Annotated in this window: 18 protein-coding genes; 8 read left to right on the forward strand and 10 right to left on the reverse strand. The window is 57.5% G+C overall.

Annotated elements, in window-relative coordinates; genetic code table 11:
* The first annotated feature begins 74 nt into the window (after positions 1 to 74).
* The gene (gene miaA, locus SIB64_RS01135) at positions 75 to 971 is read left to right on the forward strand and encodes a tRNA (adenosine(37)-N6)-dimethylallyltransferase MiaA (protein ID WP_413441512.1); all 897 of its coding nucleotides are present in this window, start codon (positions 75 to 77) and stop codon (positions 969 to 971) included.
* A gap of 56 nt (positions 972 to 1,027) precedes the next feature.
* On the forward strand, positions 1,028 to 1,678 hold the full coding sequence (gene infC / locus SIB64_RS01140; protein ID WP_413441513.1) for a translation initiation factor IF-3: 651 nt from the start codon (positions 1,028 to 1,030) through the stop codon (positions 1,676 to 1,678).
* 11 nt (positions 1,679 to 1,689) lie between these two features.
* Here the strand turns inward: infC and SIB64_RS01145 are convergent, their stop codons facing one another.
* A complete protein-coding gene (locus tag SIB64_RS01145; RefSeq protein ID WP_413441514.1) occupies positions 1,690 to 2,463 on the reverse strand; it encodes a dienelactone hydrolase family protein in 774 nt (257 codons plus the stop codon).
* Between the two features lie 79 nt (positions 2,464 to 2,542).
* On the opposite strand from SIB64_RS01145, the gene SIB64_RS01150 reads away from it, so the two are divergent.
* Genes SIB64_RS01150 through SIB64_RS01160 form a run of 3 tightly spaced genes read left to right on the forward strand, consistent with a single transcriptional unit; the run spans position 2,543 to position 5,179 of the window.
* The gene (locus tag SIB64_RS01150; protein ID WP_413441515.1) at positions 2,543 to 3,544 is read left to right on the forward strand and encodes a GntR family transcriptional regulator; all 1,002 of its coding nucleotides are present in this window, start codon (positions 2,543 to 2,545) and stop codon (positions 3,542 to 3,544) included.
* 4 nt (positions 3,545 to 3,548) lie between these two features.
* Positions 3,549 to 4,292, forward strand: coding sequence for a serine O-acetyltransferase (gene cysE / locus SIB64_RS01155; protein ID WP_413441516.1), 744 nt, complete (start codon positions 3,549 to 3,551; stop codon positions 4,290 to 4,292).
* Positions 4,289 to 5,179, forward strand: coding sequence for a hypothetical protein (locus SIB64_RS01160; RefSeq protein ID WP_413441517.1), 891 nt, complete (start codon positions 4,289 to 4,291; stop codon positions 5,177 to 5,179). Before cysE ends, SIB64_RS01160 begins: the two co-directional genes overlap by 4 nt.
* Here the strand turns inward: SIB64_RS01160 and SIB64_RS01165 are convergent.
* Together SIB64_RS01165 and secA are read right to left on the reverse strand one after the other, a co-directional pair.
* The gene (locus tag SIB64_RS01165; protein WP_413441518.1) at positions 5,154 to 6,596 is read right to left on the reverse strand and encodes a hypothetical protein; all 1,443 of its coding nucleotides are present in this window, start codon (positions 6,594 to 6,596) and stop codon (positions 5,154 to 5,156) included. The genes SIB64_RS01160 and SIB64_RS01165 overlap by 26 nt on opposite strands.
* 35 nt (positions 6,597 to 6,631) lie before the next feature.
* Positions 6,632 to 9,451 carry a preprotein translocase subunit SecA gene (gene secA, locus SIB64_RS01170; protein WP_413441519.1) on the reverse strand — a complete coding sequence of 940 codons (2,820 nt, stop codon included), beginning with the start codon at positions 9,449 to 9,451 and terminating at the stop codon, positions 6,632 to 6,634.
* A gap of 66 nt (positions 9,452 to 9,517) precedes the next feature.
* On the opposite strand from secA, the gene SIB64_RS01175 reads away from it, so the two are divergent.
* The gene (locus SIB64_RS01175) at positions 9,518 to 10,252 is read left to right on the forward strand and encodes a sulfotransferase family protein (protein WP_413441520.1); all 735 of its coding nucleotides are present in this window, start codon (positions 9,518 to 9,520) and stop codon (positions 10,250 to 10,252) included.
* 13 nt (positions 10,253 to 10,265) lie between these two features.
* Here the strand turns inward: SIB64_RS01175 and SIB64_RS01180 are convergent, their stop codons facing one another.
* Genes SIB64_RS01180 through SIB64_RS01200 form a run of 5 tightly spaced genes read right to left on the reverse strand, consistent with a single transcriptional unit; the run spans position 10,266 to position 15,286 of the window.
* The gene (locus SIB64_RS01180; RefSeq protein ID WP_413441521.1) at positions 10,266 to 11,609 is read right to left on the reverse strand and encodes a glycosyltransferase; all 1,344 of its coding nucleotides are present in this window, start codon (positions 11,607 to 11,609) and stop codon (positions 10,266 to 10,268) included.
* Positions 11,536 to 12,369: a hypothetical protein gene (locus tag SIB64_RS01185; RefSeq protein WP_413441522.1), complete on the reverse strand. Its 834-nt coding sequence runs from the start codon at positions 12,367 to 12,369 to the stop codon at positions 11,536 to 11,538. Before SIB64_RS01185 ends, SIB64_RS01180 begins: the two co-directional genes overlap by 74 nt.
* A 29-nt stretch (positions 12,370 to 12,398) precedes the next feature.
* Complete coding sequence (locus SIB64_RS01190) at positions 12,399 to 13,496, reverse strand: glycosyltransferase (RefSeq protein ID WP_413441523.1); 1,098 nt, start codon at positions 13,494 to 13,496, stop codon at positions 12,399 to 12,401.
* Positions 13,497 to 13,507: 11 nt separating this feature from the next.
* Positions 13,508 to 14,410 (reverse strand): glycosyltransferase family 2 protein, encoded by a 903-nt coding sequence (locus tag SIB64_RS01195; protein ID WP_413441524.1) that lies wholly within the window; start codon positions 14,408 to 14,410, stop codon positions 13,508 to 13,510.
* 33 nt (positions 14,411 to 14,443) lie between these two features.
* Positions 14,444 to 15,286, reverse strand: a complete 843-nt coding sequence (locus SIB64_RS01200; protein WP_413441525.1) for a sulfatase-like hydrolase/transferase — start codon at positions 15,284 to 15,286, stop codon at positions 14,444 to 14,446.
* On the opposite strand from SIB64_RS01200, the gene SIB64_RS01205 reads away from it, so the two are divergent.
* Both SIB64_RS01205 and SIB64_RS01210 read left to right on the forward strand, forming a co-directional pair.
* Complete coding sequence (locus SIB64_RS01205; RefSeq protein ID WP_413441526.1) at positions 15,285 to 16,469, forward strand: hypothetical protein; 1,185 nt, start codon at positions 15,285 to 15,287, stop codon at positions 16,467 to 16,469. The two genes, SIB64_RS01200 and SIB64_RS01205, sit on opposite strands and share 2 nt — an antisense overlap.
* Positions 16,470 to 16,491: 22 nt before the next feature.
* Positions 16,492 to 17,391, forward strand: a complete 900-nt coding sequence (locus SIB64_RS01210; protein ID WP_413441527.1) for a hypothetical protein — start codon at positions 16,492 to 16,494, stop codon at positions 17,389 to 17,391.
* Between the two features lie 18 nt (positions 17,392 to 17,409).
* Here the strand turns inward: SIB64_RS01210 and SIB64_RS01215 are convergent, their stop codons facing one another.
* Positions 17,410 to 17,781, reverse strand: a complete 372-nt coding sequence (locus tag SIB64_RS01215; RefSeq protein WP_413441528.1) for a glycosyltransferase family 9 protein — start codon at positions 17,779 to 17,781, stop codon at positions 17,410 to 17,412.
* Complete coding sequence (locus SIB64_RS01220) at positions 17,760 to 18,548, reverse strand: glycosyltransferase family 9 protein (RefSeq protein WP_413441529.1); 789 nt, start codon at positions 18,546 to 18,548, stop codon at positions 17,760 to 17,762. The genes SIB64_RS01215 and SIB64_RS01220 overlap by 22 nt, the downstream gene beginning before the upstream one ends.
* Positions 18,549 to 18,565 lie beyond the last annotated feature (17 nt).

The raw sequence follows: 18,565 nt of genomic DNA on the forward strand, positions 1-18,565 counted from the left end.
CCACCCAAAACGTCTCCCAGGGGCCACTCAGACAGTATTCACACAAGGGGTGCACCCCCAAGAGGTTGCTTTTGATGCCTTCCCAACCCCTTGTCATCGTCTTGCTGGGAGCGACCGCCAGCGGCAAAACCGCTCTCTCACTGGAGATTGCTGAACGACTCGCCGTGCCGGTGATCAACGTTGATTCCCGACAGCTGTATCGCGGAATGAACATCGGTACCGCTAAGCCGACGCCATCTCAACAAGCGCGGGTGCCCCACCACCTCTTGGACCTGCGCAATCCGGACCAACCGATCACCCTTCAGGAATTTCAAAACGAAGCCGAGCCGCTGATCGAGCAGGAGCTGGAACACAAAGGCATGGCCTTGCTGGTGGGCGGCAGCGGGCTCTATCTCAAAGCGCTCATCAGTGGCCTTCGCCCGCCGGCCGTGCCCCCTCAGCCGGCACTCCGCGAACAACTCAGCCAACTGGGGCAGAGCACGTGCCACCCGTTGTTACGTGCCGCAGATCCGGAGGCAGCAGCACGCATTGCTCCAGCGGATTCAGTTCGCACCCAGCGGGCGCTTGAGGTGCTTTATGCAACCGGAGAACCGATCACTGCTAAGGCAAAGAAGATCCCACCGCCATGGCGTGTGCTGGAGCTGGGGCTTGATCCCCCTGATCTTCGCCAGCGGATTGGTCGACGCACTGAACAGTTGTATACCGACGGCTTGGTGGACGAAAGCCAACGGCTGGCCGAGAGCTATGGGGCCGAACTGCCGCTGCTGCAGACCATTGGTTACGGAGAAGCACTGCAATTTCTCCAGGGACGAATCTCGCTTCCGATGGCCATCCACACCAGCACGCAACGCACGCGCCAGTTCGCCAAACGCCAGCGCACCTGGTTCCGCCGCCAACACAACCCCCACTGGCTTCAAAACCAGGATCCGCTCGCCGAAGCGATGACGCTGATCGAAGGCCAACTAAGCTGAAGCTTGCGGACATTTTTATCAAATCAAGTTCCGCGTCTGTTCCTTTCTCCGTCTGAATGCCACCACGTCCTCGGTTTGATCGTCGTGCCCCTGTCAGGGAGCTACCCAACATCAACGACCGGATCAATTACCCCCAACTAAGGGTGGTTGATTCAGACGGAGCTCAACTTGGGGTGATCAGTCGAGAAGAGGCATTGAGTGTTGCCAAAGATCGGGAACTCGATCTGGTTCTTGTGAGTGAAAAAGCAGATCCGCCTGTATGCCGGATCATGGACTATGGCAAATACAAATTTGAACAGGAAAAGAAAGCCAAAGAAGCGAAGAAAAAGTCTCATCAGACTGAAGTCAAAGAAGTCAAGATGCGTTACAAAATTGACCTGCACGATTACGACGTCCGAATTGGGCAAGCGCAACGCTTCCTGAAAGCTGGTGACAAGGTGAAGTGCACGGTGATCTTCCGAGGCCGTGAAATCCAGCACACAGCTTTGGCAGAGACACTCTTGCGGCGGATGGCCAAGGACCTGGAAGAGAAGGCCGAGATTCAACAGGCACCGAAGCGAGAAGGCCGAAACATGATCATGTTCCTTACGCCTCGCAAAACTCCTCTCGTCAAGAAGGACGACAAGAAGGATGCTGTGGTGACCAAGGCGGTTCGCACCATTCCAGCCCCGCCCCGTCCAACCGCTGCAAAGGTTGCTGGCAAATAATCAGGGAGCTTTCAACAAGCCGGCGCCTTGAGATTGTCCATCAACAGCTGCCAACCCCGAGCCGCCGCATCGGGGTGAAAGTTGTTGCGTTCTTTGCACATAAAGCCATGCTCAGCGCCTTTCATCTCCACATAGCGAAGACGCTCCCCTGAAGGATTCTCCAAACGCAACGCAGTTTGAATGGCTGAACGATCCGAGGCAGGGATCAAAGAATCGTTGGTGCCGCAAACACAGGTCAAACGTCCTTTGACAGCTGGCAGAAGCTCCAGAGAGGGAGGGCCCCCACCAGGACGGGTACGGCTAACTCCAGCACCATAAAAGTCGAAACTGGAACTCACCGAAGCCAACGTCGCCGCCAGCAGAGCGGCATGCCCCCCGAAGCAGAAGCCAACCACAGCAATCTCAGCAGCGGGATAGCGGGCCTGCATCCAGCCAATTGATGCTGAGAGATCGATGAGAATTTGATCCGTCGTGGTGAGATCTTTGTGCCGCCGTCCCTTCAAAAGATCGTCATCGCTGTAACCAAGTGCCATCTCAGGAGCTGTACGAGCAAAGAGAGGCATCGCCAAAGACGGAAGCCCTTGTGACGAGATGCGCTCCGTCACACCGCGCACCCAGGCATTGATGCCGAACACTTCGGGAAGCACGATGACGACACGATTAATACACGCTCCAGAGTCTTTATCGCGCTTTTTCAAGTCTGGAGCGGCATGCCAACAACGCAGTGGCACAGGCCCCTGGTCAACAACAACCCAGGTACCACGATCGGAGTTGGAGATTGTCACAGGTTCACAGGACACCGAACCAATTGTCACCAAGCCTTTCGCTCCTTAGGGTGGCCGCATTCCAACCCGGCCCACCGGCGTGCGATTCCACATCCAGCAGGAAAGCGACATTCCGGCGTCAACCCAGCTGTACAACCAAATCTGCTTCGCGATTGCCGCACGGCACTATCCGCCCGGGCACCGATTGCCAAGCACCCGTCAGCTGGCGATGCAGACCGGACTGCACCGCAACACGATCAGCAAGGTCTACCGCCAGCTCGAGACTGACGGTGTCGTTGAAGCGATGGCTGGTTCCGGCATCTACGTGCGTGATCAGCAGAAACCAAGGGAAATAAAAACCCCACCTCACATCCGCAATCGCGGTGTCACAGATCTTGATCGGGAAGTGCGCAAGTGTGTCGACGGCCTGCTGAATGCCGGCTGCACTCTTCAACAGACTCGGGAAATGCTGACCCGGGAAATCGACTGGCGACTGCGATGCGGCGCCCGTGTGCTCGTCAGCACCCCAAGGGAAGACATCGGAGCCTCGATGTTGATCGCCGAAGAGCTCGAGCCTTGCCTGGACGTGCCGGTGGAGGTGGTCCCGATGGAAGAGCTGGAGAGTGTGCTTCAAAGCTCCAGCAACGGGACGGTGGTGACGAGCCGATACTTCCTCCAACCGATCGAAGAGCTGGCCAAGGCCCATGGAGTCCGGGCCGTGGCGGTTGACCTGAACGATTTCCGCCAGGAGCTGGCGATGCTCAAGGAACTGCGACCGGGCAGCTGTGTGGGCCTCGTGAGCATCAGCCCGGGCATCCTCCGCGCCGCAGAGGTGATCCTGCACTCCATGCGGGGCAATGAGCTGCTGCTGATGACGGCGACACCAGATGTGGGCAGCCGCTTGCTGGCCTTGCTGCGGGCCTCCAGCCATGTGCTGTGCGACCGACCCAGCCTGCCGTTGGTGGAGCAGAGCCTGCGCCAGAACCGCTCCCAGCTGATGCGGATGCCCCAGGTGCACTGCGCTGAGAGCTACCTCAGCGCCGACACGATCGAGCAGCTGCGTAAGGAGATCGGGCTGCAGACCCCTGCAGCGGCAAGCTGAGGGAATGTTTGACCACATCCGCGCTGATCTCGCGATCATCCGCGAGCGTGATCCGGCTGCCCGGGGCTGGCTGGAAATCTTGTTCTGCTACCCGGGTTTTCATGCGATCAGCCTGCACCGCCTCAGCCACCGCCTCTGGACCTGCAGCCTCCCACTGAAACTCCTGGCCCGATGCCTTAGCCAACTCGGCAGAGGGCTGACGGGCATTGAAATCCATCCCGGTGCACGCATTGGCAGCAGCGTGTTCATCGATCACGGCATGGGAGTGGTGATTGGCGAGACCGCCGAAGTTGGTCACCGTTGTTTGCTTTACCAAGGCGTCACCTTGGGAGGAACAGGCAAGGACCACGGCAAACGGCACCCCACCCTCGCTGAAAACGTGGTGGTGGGAGCTGGAGCCAAAGTGCTAGGCGCTATCACGATCGGCGCCAACACGCGCATCGGCGCGGGCTCGGTGGTCGTGCGGGATGTGGAGGCCGACTGCACGGTGGTGGGCATTCCTGGCCGCGTGATCCACCAGAGCGGCGTGCGCATCAATCCGCTGGCCCACTCGGCACTTCCAGATGCGGAAGCGAACGTCATCCGCAACCTGATGGAACGGATTGATGAACTGGAAAGCACCGTGAGCAATCTGCAGCGCTGCCTTCAAGAAGTGGCCGCCGGACGACAGCTCCAAGACGTTTGCCGCGGTGAATCGCAGAGCCTTAAAGACAGGGAAATACTTGAATTCCTTGGAGAAACTGAATGACAGCAGGGCCCACCAAGAACTCACGCGCTGTTGTCACTTGCACGATTGGAGATGATTATTACAACCAATGGGACAACTTCTTCAGCAAAAGCTGGAGGCAATGGTGCGAACAGAACAATTACGACCTAATCATTTTCAAAGATTTCATCGAACCAACGGAACATTTTCACACCAAGCGCTCTCCTGCATGGCAAAAACTTTTGGCCATGGCTCACCCCGATCTCTTAGCTTATGAGCAAGCCCTCTGGCTAGACTCAGACATCTTCATTCGTCCCCACAGCCCTGATCCTTTGAAAAAGAGAGATCAGTCAAAGGTGAGTATGGTCATCGACCAAGGGTCCCCACTCTCACGAGAACCGAATTGGTTCAGAAATGAATGGAATACTGTTCTGAATAGAGCACCAGATATTCTTGAAGAATTTAGCCATCTTCAGAAAAAATTTGATGGATACTACGACCTTTGGGGATTTAACAGCCTCACACGAAGATTATTTAATACTGGCGTCATAGCCTTTACACCGGAGTCTCACCAAAACCACTTTCGAACGATCTACAAAACTTGGACTGATGGCGGCAAGGGAGCTCTTCATGAGATGGTCCCTCTCAATCTCCACCTCGCCCAACACAATCTCATCGATGTGCTTGACTACAAATTCAATGTCTTATTTGGAGTCCATTATGCAGTGTATCTTCAGATCAAACAACAGATTGACAACTTCACAACATTTACCAGTCAGGAACGCAAAAACCCAGAAGTATTTCTAGAGCATATTTTAGAAGAAAGTCATTTCCTTCATTTTGCAGGCTGCCATGACTTAATGGATATGCTTTTTACGACTGAGCACTTCAAGAACAAATTCTTCAAAGATCTAACACCGGAGGAGTAAATTTTGTCTGCACTGATGCAAGCAAATGCTCACGCAACGCAGCATCTAGATTCTCCATAGCGCCGCCCCATTCAAAAGGCTTTTTTTGCCGAAAACACCGCACAGATGGGTACCAGGAATTGAATTCCGAGGTGTCCCCCCACTGCCAGTAGGGATGACATTTCAAAACAACCCACGTCGGCACGCCAAGAACTCCACCCAAATGGGCAACAGATGTATCATTTGTAATCAACAAATCAACCTGTTTCAACACGGAAGCTGTCAAAAGAAAATCGGCAGGCTCTTGATCGAAATAATATTGTTGAGGCAGAAAATGTTTTGATAGGTGAGAGTCTATGGCCTGCCTAGCTGTATGGCCAACTTGCACTGAAAGCAGAGAACAATCACTCAACGCACTTACAGCTTCATACTCCCCAAACGGAAAGGATCGTTCACGAATTCCTGCAGAAAAAAGGCTCTCCTTATCAGAACCGCCATGCCAATTCAATGCGACAAGCGGCCTACTTAGAGAGGATACTTTCAAAGATTGACACCATTCAGGGATGGAGTCATTTGAAATTTGGATCTGCTGCAGTGGGACCTCCGAAATTGACGACACATCAAGAAGACAGGGGAGGCTGTTGATTGGAGACCAAACATCGAACAACTCTTCGTCGAGCTGGTCGACCACAAACACATCATCAAATAATCCACATACCTTTGAAAATGCTACAAGTGAAGGTGGGCAAATCAATGATATTGACCGAAACAAATCTCGAACAAGCGGCACAAACCGAAACGAGAACAAAATATCACCCAGCCCCTGATCTCCATACAGAAGCAAGCGCCCTCCAGTATCGTGAACCATCAAAGACCTCAATCTGGGCAAGGCCAAGGAGGGTTCAACAGCACATCCTGCTTGAAACCGATATTCAAGATCGGACCATGCTTTTTCGAATTGACCTGTCATCAAATAGGCCAATCCGCGTTGATATCGAAACTGGGCTGCCTGCTGATCTAAAGGCCGATCATGAAATAAATCTCCTGCCTTTCGACAGCAAGCCAACCAATGATGGGCTAAACCCATTTCAAAGCATAAATTCCCATAATTTTGATATGCCAACCTTGTTCCACCATTGGAGTGATATCCTTTTAAAAGTGGAACAAGCGCAAGCAATGCTTGCACCAGGCGATTCTGGCCATGGAACGAAATAGCTAAGCGCAACCGAACCAATTTTTGAAGCTCAAGATCATCGACCAAACCCAACAACGAGCTGAATCCACTCTCTGCCAAAACATAATCAGGACAAGGTTTACTTAGATGACATGTGGCTCGGTAAAAAGTACGCGAAGTGCTATTCGGCCATGTCTCTAGTAAATCCAGTGCAGCATCGTATTCACCTTGTTCGATGAGATGTAAAACACTGCATTCACTCATGCGAGTCAATTAAGCCTTGAATCTGAACAATTAAATTAGGATGCTCCCGTCGAGCCAGACCCCGCTGGCTGAAACATAAACATCGAGTAAATCACATTGCGGCGCATATTGGTCATCATCTCCAAAAACATGTCATAGCCCTCATTTTTGTATTCAATCAAAGGATCTTTCTGGCCGTAGCCCCGCAGGCCAACGGATTCCCGCAAGGCATCCATGGCCTGGAGATGTTCCCGCCAGAGAGTATCGATCTGCTGGAGGATGAAGAAACGTTCCGCCTCCCGCATCAGCCCGGGACGTTGCTGCTCAATCTGGCCTTCTTTGATGTCATAGGCATTGCGCAGCTGCTCCTGCAGAAACGCCTTCAGTTCCTCCATGCCCAGGCCCTGGATCTGATCCGAGGTGAGATCGTCGAGCAGATGCACGAATTCCTTCACCTTGCCCACCAGTTGCGCTAAGTCCCATTCCTCTGGTGGTAGATCCGGATTGACGTAGGCCTCGACAATTTCGTTCATGGTGCGTTCGCCGTAGCCGATCACCTGCTTCTTCAAAGCACGGCCATCGAGAACGCGCCGTCGCTCGGAATAGACCGCCCGGCGCTGGTTGTTCATCACCTCGTCGTACTCGAACACCTGCTTGCGGATGTCGTAGTAATAGGTCTCCACCTTTTTCTGCGCCCCCTCCAGCGAGCGCGTCAGCATGCCGGACTCAATCGGCATATCCTCCTCCACCCGAAACGCATTCATCAATCCGGCAACCCGATCACCGCCGAAAATGCGAAGCAGGTTGTCGCCGAGGGACAGGAAGAAGCGGGTGGAGCCAGGGTCGCCCTGACGGCCAGCCCGCCCCCGCAGCTGGTTGTCGACACGACGGGATTCGTGGCGCTCGGTGCCGATCACATGCAAACCACCCGCCTGGCGAACCTGCTCTTCCTCCTGGTCCACCACCGCGTCGTACTCGCCTTTCACACGGGCGATCGCGTCTCGCAACGCCTGAATCTGGAGGTCGTCTGTGGGGGCCTTTTCCGCCGCGGTAGCGATGTTCTCCTCCAGTTCAATCACGCTCAAGGCCCGATCGCCCCAGGCCTTGACTAGGTCGCGGGCCAGGCCCGCCAATGACTGGTCAGTTTCATCGGTGAGGGTGCAGGGATAGAGGCTCTCGCTAACGCGAGCAGAGGCCAGCGCCGTTGCCCCCTCTGCAAAGCCTGCTGCTGTGCTGCGCTGCAAAGGAACTGGAGGTTTGTGGCCCTCCTCCGGCTTCACCAAACGGGGAAGGAGAACCTCCCGCAATTTGAGGCGGGCCATGTAATCGCTGTTGCCACCGAGAATGATGTCGGTGCCGCGCCCGGCCATGTTCGTGGCAATCGTCACTGCACCGGCACGGCCGGCCTGGGCGACGATTTCCGACTCCCGCTCAACGTTTTCCGGTTTGGCATTGAGCAGATTGTGGGGGATGTCCTGCTCCGCCAGCAGTGAACTGAGCAGCTCGCTCTTCTCAACGGATGTAGTTCCCACTAGCACGGGCCGTCCCTTGCGGTGAATGTCAGCGGTTTCATTGGCCACTGCGCGCCACTTGGCCGTCTCTGTTTTGTAGACCTGGTCGGCCCAATCCTGGCGGGCACGGGGCCGGTTTGTGTCAACGACCGTGGTTTCGAGTTTGTAAGTCTTCTCGAATTCCACTTCTTCAGTTTTGGCGGTTCCGGTCATGCCCGCCAAGCGCGGATACAACAGAAAGAAATTCTGGTAAGTGATCGACGCAAGCGTCTGGGTTTCCGGCTGAATCGGCAGTGCTTCCTTCGCCTCAATCGCCTGATGCTGACCATCGCTCCAGCGGCGGCCAGGCATCACCCGACCGGTGAATTCATCAACAATCACCGCCTCCTGATCGCGAACGATGTAGTTCACATCGCGGACGAACAACTCCTTCGCCTTGAGGGCGTTGGTGATGTAGTGAGCCCAGGGGTCCTGTGGGTCGTAAAGGTCCTGAACCCCGAGCATCTGCTCGGCTTTGGCGAAGCCCTCATCGGTGAGCGTGCAGCTGCGCTGCTTTTCATCCACCTCGTAATCCCCCTCGGGGTCGATACCGTCCTTGCCCATCTCAGCAGCCCGCTCCAGGGATGCAGCCAGCTGGGACGCCTGCTGGTATTTCTCCTGGGGCCGTTCCACCTGTCCGGAGATGATCAGGGGCGTACGGGCTTCATCGATCAGGATCGAATCCACCTCATCGATGACGCAGTACTGAAATTCCCGCTGCACCACCTCCGAGATGTCGGCAGCCATGTTGTCTCTGAGGTAGTCAAAGCCAAGCTCAGAATTGGTGGCGTAAGTGATATCACAGGCGTAGTTACGTCGGCGCTCCTCAGGCCGCATGTCCTGCTGAATCAATCCAACAGATAACCCCAGGAATCGGTGCACTTGGCCCATCCACTCCGCATCGCGGCGGGCCAGGTAGTCGTTCACCGTCACCACGTGAACGCCCCGTCCGGTGAGGGCGTTGAGGTAACTCGGCAGGGTGGCCACCAGGGTTTTGCCTTCGCCGGTCTTCATTTCAGCGATCTGACCCTCATGCAGCACCATGCCGCCGATCAGCTGCACATCGAAGTGGCGCATTCCCAAGACCCGTTTGCCGGCCTCCCGCACCACCGCAAAGGCTTCCGGCAGCAGCTCCTGCATCAATGTCCGTTGATTGGTGAGGCTGCCGGCATTGGCCAGCTGCTCTCGGAATTCAGCGGTCTTGCGACGCAGGTCGTCATCGCTCAGAGGAGCAATGTCCTCCTCCAGCAGGTTGATCTCCGTGACATCTGGCTGGTAGCGCTTCAGCTTGCGGGCATTGGGATCACCCAGCAGGAGCTTGAGCATGGTGACGGCGGCTACCGGAATCGTGGGAGCAGCCTACCGAGCACTACTGGTCTCTAGGGTTGGAGCATGACGCAGCGCTTGCCTGACTTTCTTGGTCTGGGAACCCAGAAAGGAGGAACAACGACGCTTCACACCTTGCTCGCTGCAGATCCCAGATTTGTGCTGCCAGCTTGCAAAGAAGTTCATTACTTCGATCTGCGCCACCACGAATCGATCGATTGGTACGCCGCCCATTTCGCGCATGCAAGGGACGACGAGATGTGCGGGGAAATCTCCCCTTACTACCTGTTTCACCCTGATGTCCCAAGCCGCATTCACGCGCTGCTTCCAACGGTCAAATTGATCGTCTTACTGAGAGATCCCGTGGAGCGTGCGCTGTCTCAGGTGTTTCACGCTAAGAGACGCGGCTTCGAATCCCTTGATGTTGCCGATGCTCTCGATGCTGAACAGGCCAGGCTCGCCACGGGGGACCCTTACAGCCTTCAAAAACACAGTTATGTCAGCAGAAGTCGTTACATCGAACAGCTCGACCGCTACCTCGCGTTATTCCCAAAAAAGCAGCTGCTTGTGCTTCGCAGCGAAGATTTGTTTGATCAACCCAACGTCGTTTGGGAGCAACTGTTGGACTTCCTGGGCCTTGCTGTGATGCAACTACCCTCAGCACTACCCAGAGCCAATGCCGGCGTGGGAGAAGCGTCAACCATTAATCCGGCCATCCGGGCTCGCCTGAGGGAAGAATTGGAGCCGACGGCGAGGGCCGTCAAGCAGCGTTATGGATTTGGGTGGTCATGGATGGACTGACGCTCTAGATCAGTCACTGTCTGAGACAGGTCCTTGCGATCGCTAATAACGCCAACCCGAGGCATCCAGGGACCATCTGCTCAAGCCGTTCCTGGCGCCGACGCTGAAGAATCGGCTGCAACCAACTGCCGCTCGAAGCATCCATCAGCATCTCCAGCAGAGCCGACAGTTGGGCAGGAGTCTCAGTGTCAAAGCGCATGACGGCACCGGCGCCAGCCTCACGCAATCCTCTGGAATCCCCGGACAACACTGTGGCGCGACACTGCAGGGCCTCCAAGACGGGAAGTCCGTACCCCTCAATCCGACTCGGCATCACCACGGCCAGAGCCCCCCGATACAACAGGCGAAGCTGTGCATCACTGCAACCGATGGCCTGCCAGCGTCCCTTCAGATGGGGGAAACGTTGTTCCAACTCCTCCCCATGCCGCTGGGCATCCAACCCCGTGATCACAAGCTGTAGGGGAAGCAAGGCTGCAGATCGCAAGGCTCGCGCCACCAGCTCAGGGTTTTTGTAGGAGCCAACCCTGCTGGTCCCAGGGAGCAGCACATACGGTTTGTTCACAGGCAGCACCAACGCATCCTCAGCAACACCGAGGTCCGATCCCGGATGACACCAAGGCACCGGAGCGGGAATCCAGCGACGCAATCCCTCAAGATCCCGGGCGGTGTCGGCCGATACGGCGAGGCATCGCATCGCCCTCAGCAACCAGGAACGGCGCAGCTGCTGTTGCGCTGGATCCATACGGGAGCGCTCGGGCATGCAGTCATGCACCAAGGCCAACTCCGGCCAAGCCGCTTGGTCGTTGATGTCCCCGCAAAGCGAGGTCCATGACGACAGAAACATATCCGCCCGCCACGAACTCGCAAAGCAGGCATTCTCACCGCCAAGACGCATCACAGCGCCATGGTCGAGCGGATCAACCGACAGGCCTGGGAGGCTGAAATGACCATCCGCCGCCGCAATTTCGTCGCCTCGCCGGATGAGGGCCACAGGGGCCGCAGGGGTGATCAGACCCGGAAGCTGCCAAACCCGAAGGATCTGTTCCCAGACCCGGGTCACCCCCCCAAACGGACGTGTCCACCAGAGGCCATCCACCAACAGCCGCGGCCCGGGTACTCCCTCCAAGCGGAGTCGCACTTCCTCGATCAGCGGCCCACGCTTGGGAAGAGAGGCAAGCTCGTGGCGCACCACCTGAGGCCCCTCTGCCCTCCAGCGCGCCAGGAGTTGACCGACCAGTTTGAGGTCTGCGGAGCTGGCCAGATCGGCGGAGCAAACCCGGGGCTTAACCACCGGAATGCCACTGCCACTGGCCGCGCTGGCCGAGCACCGGCAGCAATGCAGCCGGTAAATCAGCAAAAACCTGCTTGAAGCGGTCAATGCCAACACCAGACGCCAGACAGGCCTCATATCGCTCCAGGCAATTGGCCGCCAGGGCCTGCTCCCGACCTTCCAAGCGCAGCGGCACCCCACCGGCCCGGTCGAGCTCAGGATCAATCCGGTCCGCCAGCACGTCGGAATCCAGGGGAACCACACTTAAGCCGTGCTGCTTCAAAAATGCCGCTAAGCAACCCTGCAGAACATCTCCAGCGGCCTTGAGATCGCGGAAACTCAGCACGAGGTCGTCTGGCTGGAGGGACGCCGCCAAGTGATGGTTGTACAAAAACCAGAGCATCAACCCCTGCTCCAGGGGCATGCCGTTGCGGCGAAACAGCGACACCGCCACCGCCTGGGGTTCACGCAGCACCGCCAGCATCGGCACACGCCGCAGCAGCAGGTGCTCCATCGCGCCCGCCGTGATGCAGAGGCGCGGGTTCTTCTCCACCCAGTCGCGCTTCAAGGCCAATGAAGCAAAGCGGTCCCGCGCGTCAAAGAGCTCCTGAAAAAAAGGCGCCGACGACCAATCAGGTGGCAGTAAAGGCGGGCGATCCCAACGACAACCCGCCAGCTCCAACAAGCGGTTGTTGAGCTGATTCAGCGGTTTGGATTCCTGAAAACCACGGGGATTGTCGAGGGCAGGCGGGAGCTCCTCGCCGGCGGGGGCATCACGATCCAGCAGCCCTCGCACCAAAGAAGCCAAAAGGGATGTGCCGGAGCGATGGCAACCGGTGACGAACATGGCGTTGAGCCAGACCCAAGCAGTCTTGCTCAGCTGGGATGCGACTCAGCAAACAGCCCTCCGGCCAGAAGAGCTTCTAAACAACGCCCCTGGGCCGCTGGGGAACAGTGGCGGCGCACGGTTCGCAGGGCGCGGCGGGCAAGGCGGCGGCGCGCTCTCGCATCACTGATCAGCCAATCCAAGGAAGCAATCCAATCCTGCTGGGATGAGGCCAAGCAGCCGTTGCGGCGGTGACGGACCAATGATGCGAACGGAACCGTCGCCGACACGATGCTGGGGACGCCTACGGCGGCTGCCTCAAAAAATTTCAAGGCACTTTTGGCCTGGCAGAAACGACTGTTGATCTGCAGGGGAGCGACATTGATCGTGAAACGACGAAGCTCAGACGGCAACTGCGGATAGGGCACCACAGGCCGCTCCTCAAGACGCCCCGCCCAGGATTGCAATGCTGGGTAGGACCCCAGATCCAGGGCACCCACCACACACAGGCGCGTTTGGGGATGGCGCTCCAACACCACGGCCAGGGCCGGTGCGATCTCGGCGAAATCCGCCGCATGGGTGGGTGTACCGGAGGCGTAACCAATCCGAATCAGCGCCTTGTCGTCGTCGCCCTCGGACTGACGCGCCGCACGCGCCGTTTCCCAACTCAGCTGACCAAACCCATTGGGCCAGACCCATGCCCGCTGCCCTCGGGCACGCACCGCGTCGGCGAGGGGTTCGGTGCTCACAATCGCCCCATCGGCCTGCAGCAGCGCCCGATCTTGATCCACAAAGCGCTGATGCCAGTGGCGTTGGCCTGCTTCGGAAAGGCTCTGCCAGTAAGGCCACTCGCCCCGCTCCAGCAACTCCGCATCAAAGGTGAGATCGTCCAGATCCAGCAACAACGGCACACCACGCCGTTGGGTGCCCAGGCGCCACTCCTGGAAGTCGGCATCGTGAGTGGGCCGAAAAACCACCACAGCCCTGATCCGTGGCAATGCTTCAATCGCGGCGTTCGCCCCAGGCGGTGGTAGCACATGCACCGCAAACCCTTGCTCCCGCAAGCGTTCCACGTGATTGGTGACCCGATAAATATGCCCAACGGATCCGGGCTGGGCCGAGATGAACAAAACCGTAGGAGCGGGCATGGCCTTCACGCTCAACCCCCCGGCAGAAAACGCCGGGCCTGGGGGCTCAGACGGCCGAGGTAGAGGGGATCGAAGTGGGGCTCGGCGTAGTCCATGCCGCGGATGGCGCGGTATTCCGCCTGAAAGGTTTGCCAAGGATGGTCCTGCAACGGCACATTCGTCGCTACACCGCCATGGAACTGATGGAAGCTGCCTTCTCCGAGCAGCAGCACGGGCCGCAACTCTGGAGCGGCCAAGGCGAGGCGAAAGAAATCCAGATTCACCAAGCCGCCGCCTCGACTCACAAAGCGGGGGTCAAAGCCCCCCAAACGATGAAACACACGTTTCGGCAACGCAAAGCAATTGCTCTCCGCAATCGAGGAGAACCAACCCTGCCGGCAGGAGAGGGCCAGACAGGAGTGATCAAACAGGCGATAACCGTTTGTTTGCCAATCAAATGAAGCAAGCAGGCGATCCTCCAAGGCCTGGTTGTACCCCTTGGTCATCGCGGTGTTCTGGGGCTCCTCACCGAGGTGCCAGCCCAGGGTGGTGACGAAGGCCTGAGGTTCGAGCCGAAAAGCCCGCTGCATCCAGCCCAGCAAACCAGGCGAAACCATGCGCGCTCCATCCACCATCACAGCCACCCAACGCCCCCGCGCCATCGCCACCCCCTGATTCACGGCAGGGACTGGTGAGACGCCATCAGGTTCGCGCCGCAACACGCGCAGCCGTCCCGCAAATGAACGCTTCAACGCTGAGGCGTCGAGAGCAATGGTGGAGCCGTTGTCGACAAGGATCACCTCCAGCTGATCGATGTCGCACTCTTTCTGATAGTTCGCGCCCAGGGTGTGGAGCGTCCGCTGGATCTCGCGCTGCATGTTGTAAGCGATCACCACGACCGACAACTGCGGGGTTGATCTCCAGCGCCCGATCACCGATGCCGCTCTGCCATTGCACTTGCGCCGACCCTAGGCGTCTCCTAAAGCCTTGCCCCGGTGGCGAATCAATAACGGCACCGTCAGCGTGGCGGGATGGCTGATGCCATGCTCCCAAAGGCCTTCTTCGCCCCAGCAATCTCCGTGATCGGCGCAGACCAGCACGGTGGCTTGGGCGAAGCGGTCGAGCCATGGCGCAAGCTGCCCATCCACCCACTCCAGGCAACGGCGCTGACGGCGTCTGCTGGCACGGCGCGAGCAGGCCTCTCCCCCAAAGGGCACACAGGGGGAGGGCTGCCGCGGCCAATCAGCCCCTTCATGCCAGTAAGGAACATGGGTCTCGCCCACATTGAGGAACAGAAACAGGGGCTGACCGGCCTTGCGATGCTGCGCCAGGGTGGCCTCGATCCATGCCAATTGACGCTGCAGACTCCAGACGTTTCCTGAATACCAGAAATGCTCAAACGGTTCGCCCAGCAAGCGGCCCGTGGGCGTGGCGGGGTTGAACCAGGCAACAGCACCACTACCAACTGTGAGGTAGCCGCGCTGTCGAAATCCTTCGACAATGCTGGATCCTTGCAACGTGAAACCATCACACCCTCCGGAAAAACCGCCTTGGGCCAGCCGGAACAACTTGCCTCGCTTGGGGTTGAGCCAAGGCTGATCGCTCTCGGCCACACCCGGGGTGAAGCCAACCCAGATCGCAGCATGCGAGGCGTACGTGAAGTAGCTAGGGGCCTGGGCCTTGTGAAGGGGCGCGAGGCGATCGAAGGCGGGGGTATCGGCGCGACGAAAGCTGTCGTAGCGACAAGAATCCAGCGTGATCAGGAGGACGTCATCTGGGCTCTGCATCTCTCCAATCAGCCAATCAGCCATGCAAGGACATGATCACTCACCGTTTCTGTTGAACGAAGCTGCACGTTGGAACGATCAAGGTCTGAAGTCACTTGAACAAGGAAACCTTCTGCAGGCGCGCAACCAGATAAGAGCCGCTCATTTGCTCGCCCCCCAAGACGGCAGGGTGCTTGTGAACTTGGGCTTCTCCTTTCATGCAAGGAATCAACTTCAGGCGGCCGAACGATGTTGTCGTCTGGCTTTAAACAGTGGCGATTCCGGCACTATTCGATCGGCAACCAAAAACCTCGCCTTTCTTCGTCTTGAGCAGAAAGACCTCTGTGACGGATGGTTTTGGTACCAACAGCAGCTCCAAGATCAGAACCTAATTCAGCATCAATGGCGTGGTCTGGACGACTCCGACAGCCATCTCCTTCTGATCTGGAATGACATGGGTCAGGGTGATGCGATTCAGTTCTGCCGCTATGTGCCCCAACTCATCGCAACCGGCTATCGGATACGCCTCGCGGTCCAGCCAGAACTCATCACACTCATGAGGCATTGGCTGCACGTCGTCGCTCCAGAGCACCTGGAAGTCGTGAATTCTGATGCGGACGCTTGGAATGGGATCGAACGCTTCATCACAGTTCTGAACCTGTGTCGGCTTCTGGACCCCACACTCGACCAAGCGGTGAATTGCAGCCACCCGTATCTCAGGCTTCAACAGGATCGGCTCAACAATCCGCTCCCACCACTGCCTCCAGGGCGACGCATTGGGATGTGTTGGGCCAGTAACCCTGGCGATCCAAGCCTGTATCAGCGCAAGAGCATCCCCCTGGCCTCTTTGCTGGATGGACTAACGCGCTTAGAACACGATCAGCTGATCAGCCTGCAACGAGGAGAGCACACCAGCCGCCACCAACACCGATCCGCCTTCGCCGCAGAACTCCCCGACTCTGCGGATTGGTGCACCACGGCTCAATGGATCTTGGGCTGCGATGTGGTGATCAGTGTGGACACTGCTGTCGCCCATTTGGCGGGGGCGCTCGGTGTCCCTGTGATCGTGTTGCTGCCATGGGTGAAGGACTGGCGGTGGCATTACGGACGCCAGGGGCAACGCTGGTATCCGCGTTGCACCACCATCCAAAAAACCGCCTTGAACGACTGGAGCAGCGTCTTCAAGGAGCTGAACGCAATTCTTGAAAGGGAGAACGCCATACGCTGAGCACCTATCGCGGAGCTGCAGCGTGCGTGTGCTGCTCACCATGCCCCATGTGTTCGCACCCCGGGACGGATCGCTCTACTCGTCTCAGACGGCTGAAAAACGCCCCCGCAAACTGGCAGCTCTGCGTGAGGCCACCATTGGCAATTTGCTGCGGCTTGGCCAACGCCACTGGATTCACGCCTCCCTCGGGCTGAAGCAATCTGTGGTGACTCGAGCCCAAGAGTGCAGCCTCGGCTTGGATCTCACCATTCACGTCATAACCCCTGCCGGCCAAACCCTGGTCAACGATCTTGGCGAACTACCTGAACAGATCAAACGGATCGATCCAGAGGTGGCAGATCCGATGCAAGTTCCCATGGCCGCATCCAAACGGCTTCTCGAACAATCCGCCGATTACGACATGGTTGCTTACAGCGAAGACGACCTGGCCATTGAGGATCCCGAGCTATTTCACAAGATCAACCACCTTGTTGAACTCAGTGGTGGTGACTATGTGTTTTTACCGCACCGGTGTGAACAGATTCCCGGCAAGGGTGATGTGATTCTTTCGGGTGATCCGGATGGCGGTCGGCCGGATCTGTTCTGGGATACCGGGGAACGGGCCGAAGTGAATTGGCCCCTGGGGGTCAGAAGTTTTTATCGAGCCACCAACCCGCACTCAGGTTTTTATGCCCTAACGCAACACCAGGCACAACGTGCTCTTGCCTACTGGCAGGAACGGCAGTGGACACCGGACTTTGTGCTGAGTGGTCCGCTGGAACAAGCGGGATCAGGACTGCTTCTTCCACTCTTCAAACTGATGAAACCGATTCCTGAGCACTACCGATTTTTAATGGTCCGCCATCAAGACGAACTCTGGAAACGCCACCGATTTGAACAAGCAAGGGCTCCCATTTATGAGACCCGCTCAACATCTGCATGATCACCATCTTGGTGACCATCAATGCGATTTAGACAGTATGGTGCTTAACCAATCAATTACTGATTGCGCTGAGACGCCCTGCATGCAGGGATGGCCTTCAACAAGGCAATCGTCATTACCAAATCGGTGCTCAGCACAGACGCTGCAGTGGTGGTTCGACACGGTGCGTTCGACATTGGAGCATCGGGGCTGCCACAGCCTGATCGGACTGGCCCCCACGCCATCCACGTCGTTACCAACCACCGCCAACGTGGGTGTTCCCACCGCAGCGGCGATGTGGAGGGGCCCAGCATCCACACTGATCACGGCCCGCGCTTGACGACACGCTCCGGCGAGTTCGATCAGGGTTGTTTTCCCCCTTAAATCAATTAAATCTGTCGAACGCAACAACGACTCTTCGCCCCCCCGGCGTTATAGATATCGCGTTGAGCCGCCGGTGGGCTGCCCAACAAACCGATGCTGCAGCCCATCGCGGATGCAGACACGATCACCTCACGCCAGGCCTCAAACGACCAAACCTTGGCGGACCTGGCCGTGGTGCAATGAATCAAGAGATCCGGTACGGAAAAAGCAGGTGCACGGGCGGGAAGCGTGATTGCCGTTGGATCCACATGTTCCTGTACGAAGGTGAGATGGCAAAACAATTCAGCGATGTAATTGCTGCTGAACAACCCGGAATAGCGTTTCAAAAACTCCGGGCTATCCCAATCGGAATCCTCTAAGAACCGCTGCTGGGGCCTCTCGCCCCAGGGCAAGCGCCGTCGCAAATCAGCCGTGAGTGAGCCACCGGCGACGTAACGGGGCTCCAAACGGGGAACCAAAGCGGTGGTGACGGGATTGAAGCCATCAAAGTTGACGGCCAAGGCGACATCACCGTGCTGCTGACGGCGCTCAGCAATCTCCTGCAACAACTCCAATCCTGCAAGGGTCCCCGGACGATCCCAACTGCACCGCCAGTCAATGCTGGAGAGCGCCTGCTCAAAGTCGGCAGTCAGCTCACTGCCGACAAAACCAATCACCGCATCCGGGAAGCGATGACGCAATCCTTGCAAGGCTGGTGTGGTGACAACAAAATTTCCGATCTTGCATGACCCCAACACCACCACATGGGGTTTGGCTCCAAGAGGCTCTCCCGCGTAGCGGATCAGCTCGGGCATCAGGACAGCATGGAAGG

The sequence above is a fragment of the Synechococcus sp. MIT S1220 genome, from assembly GCF_047303025.1.
Lineage (GTDB): Bacteria > Cyanobacteriota > Cyanobacteriia > PCC-6307 > Cyanobiaceae > Parasynechococcus.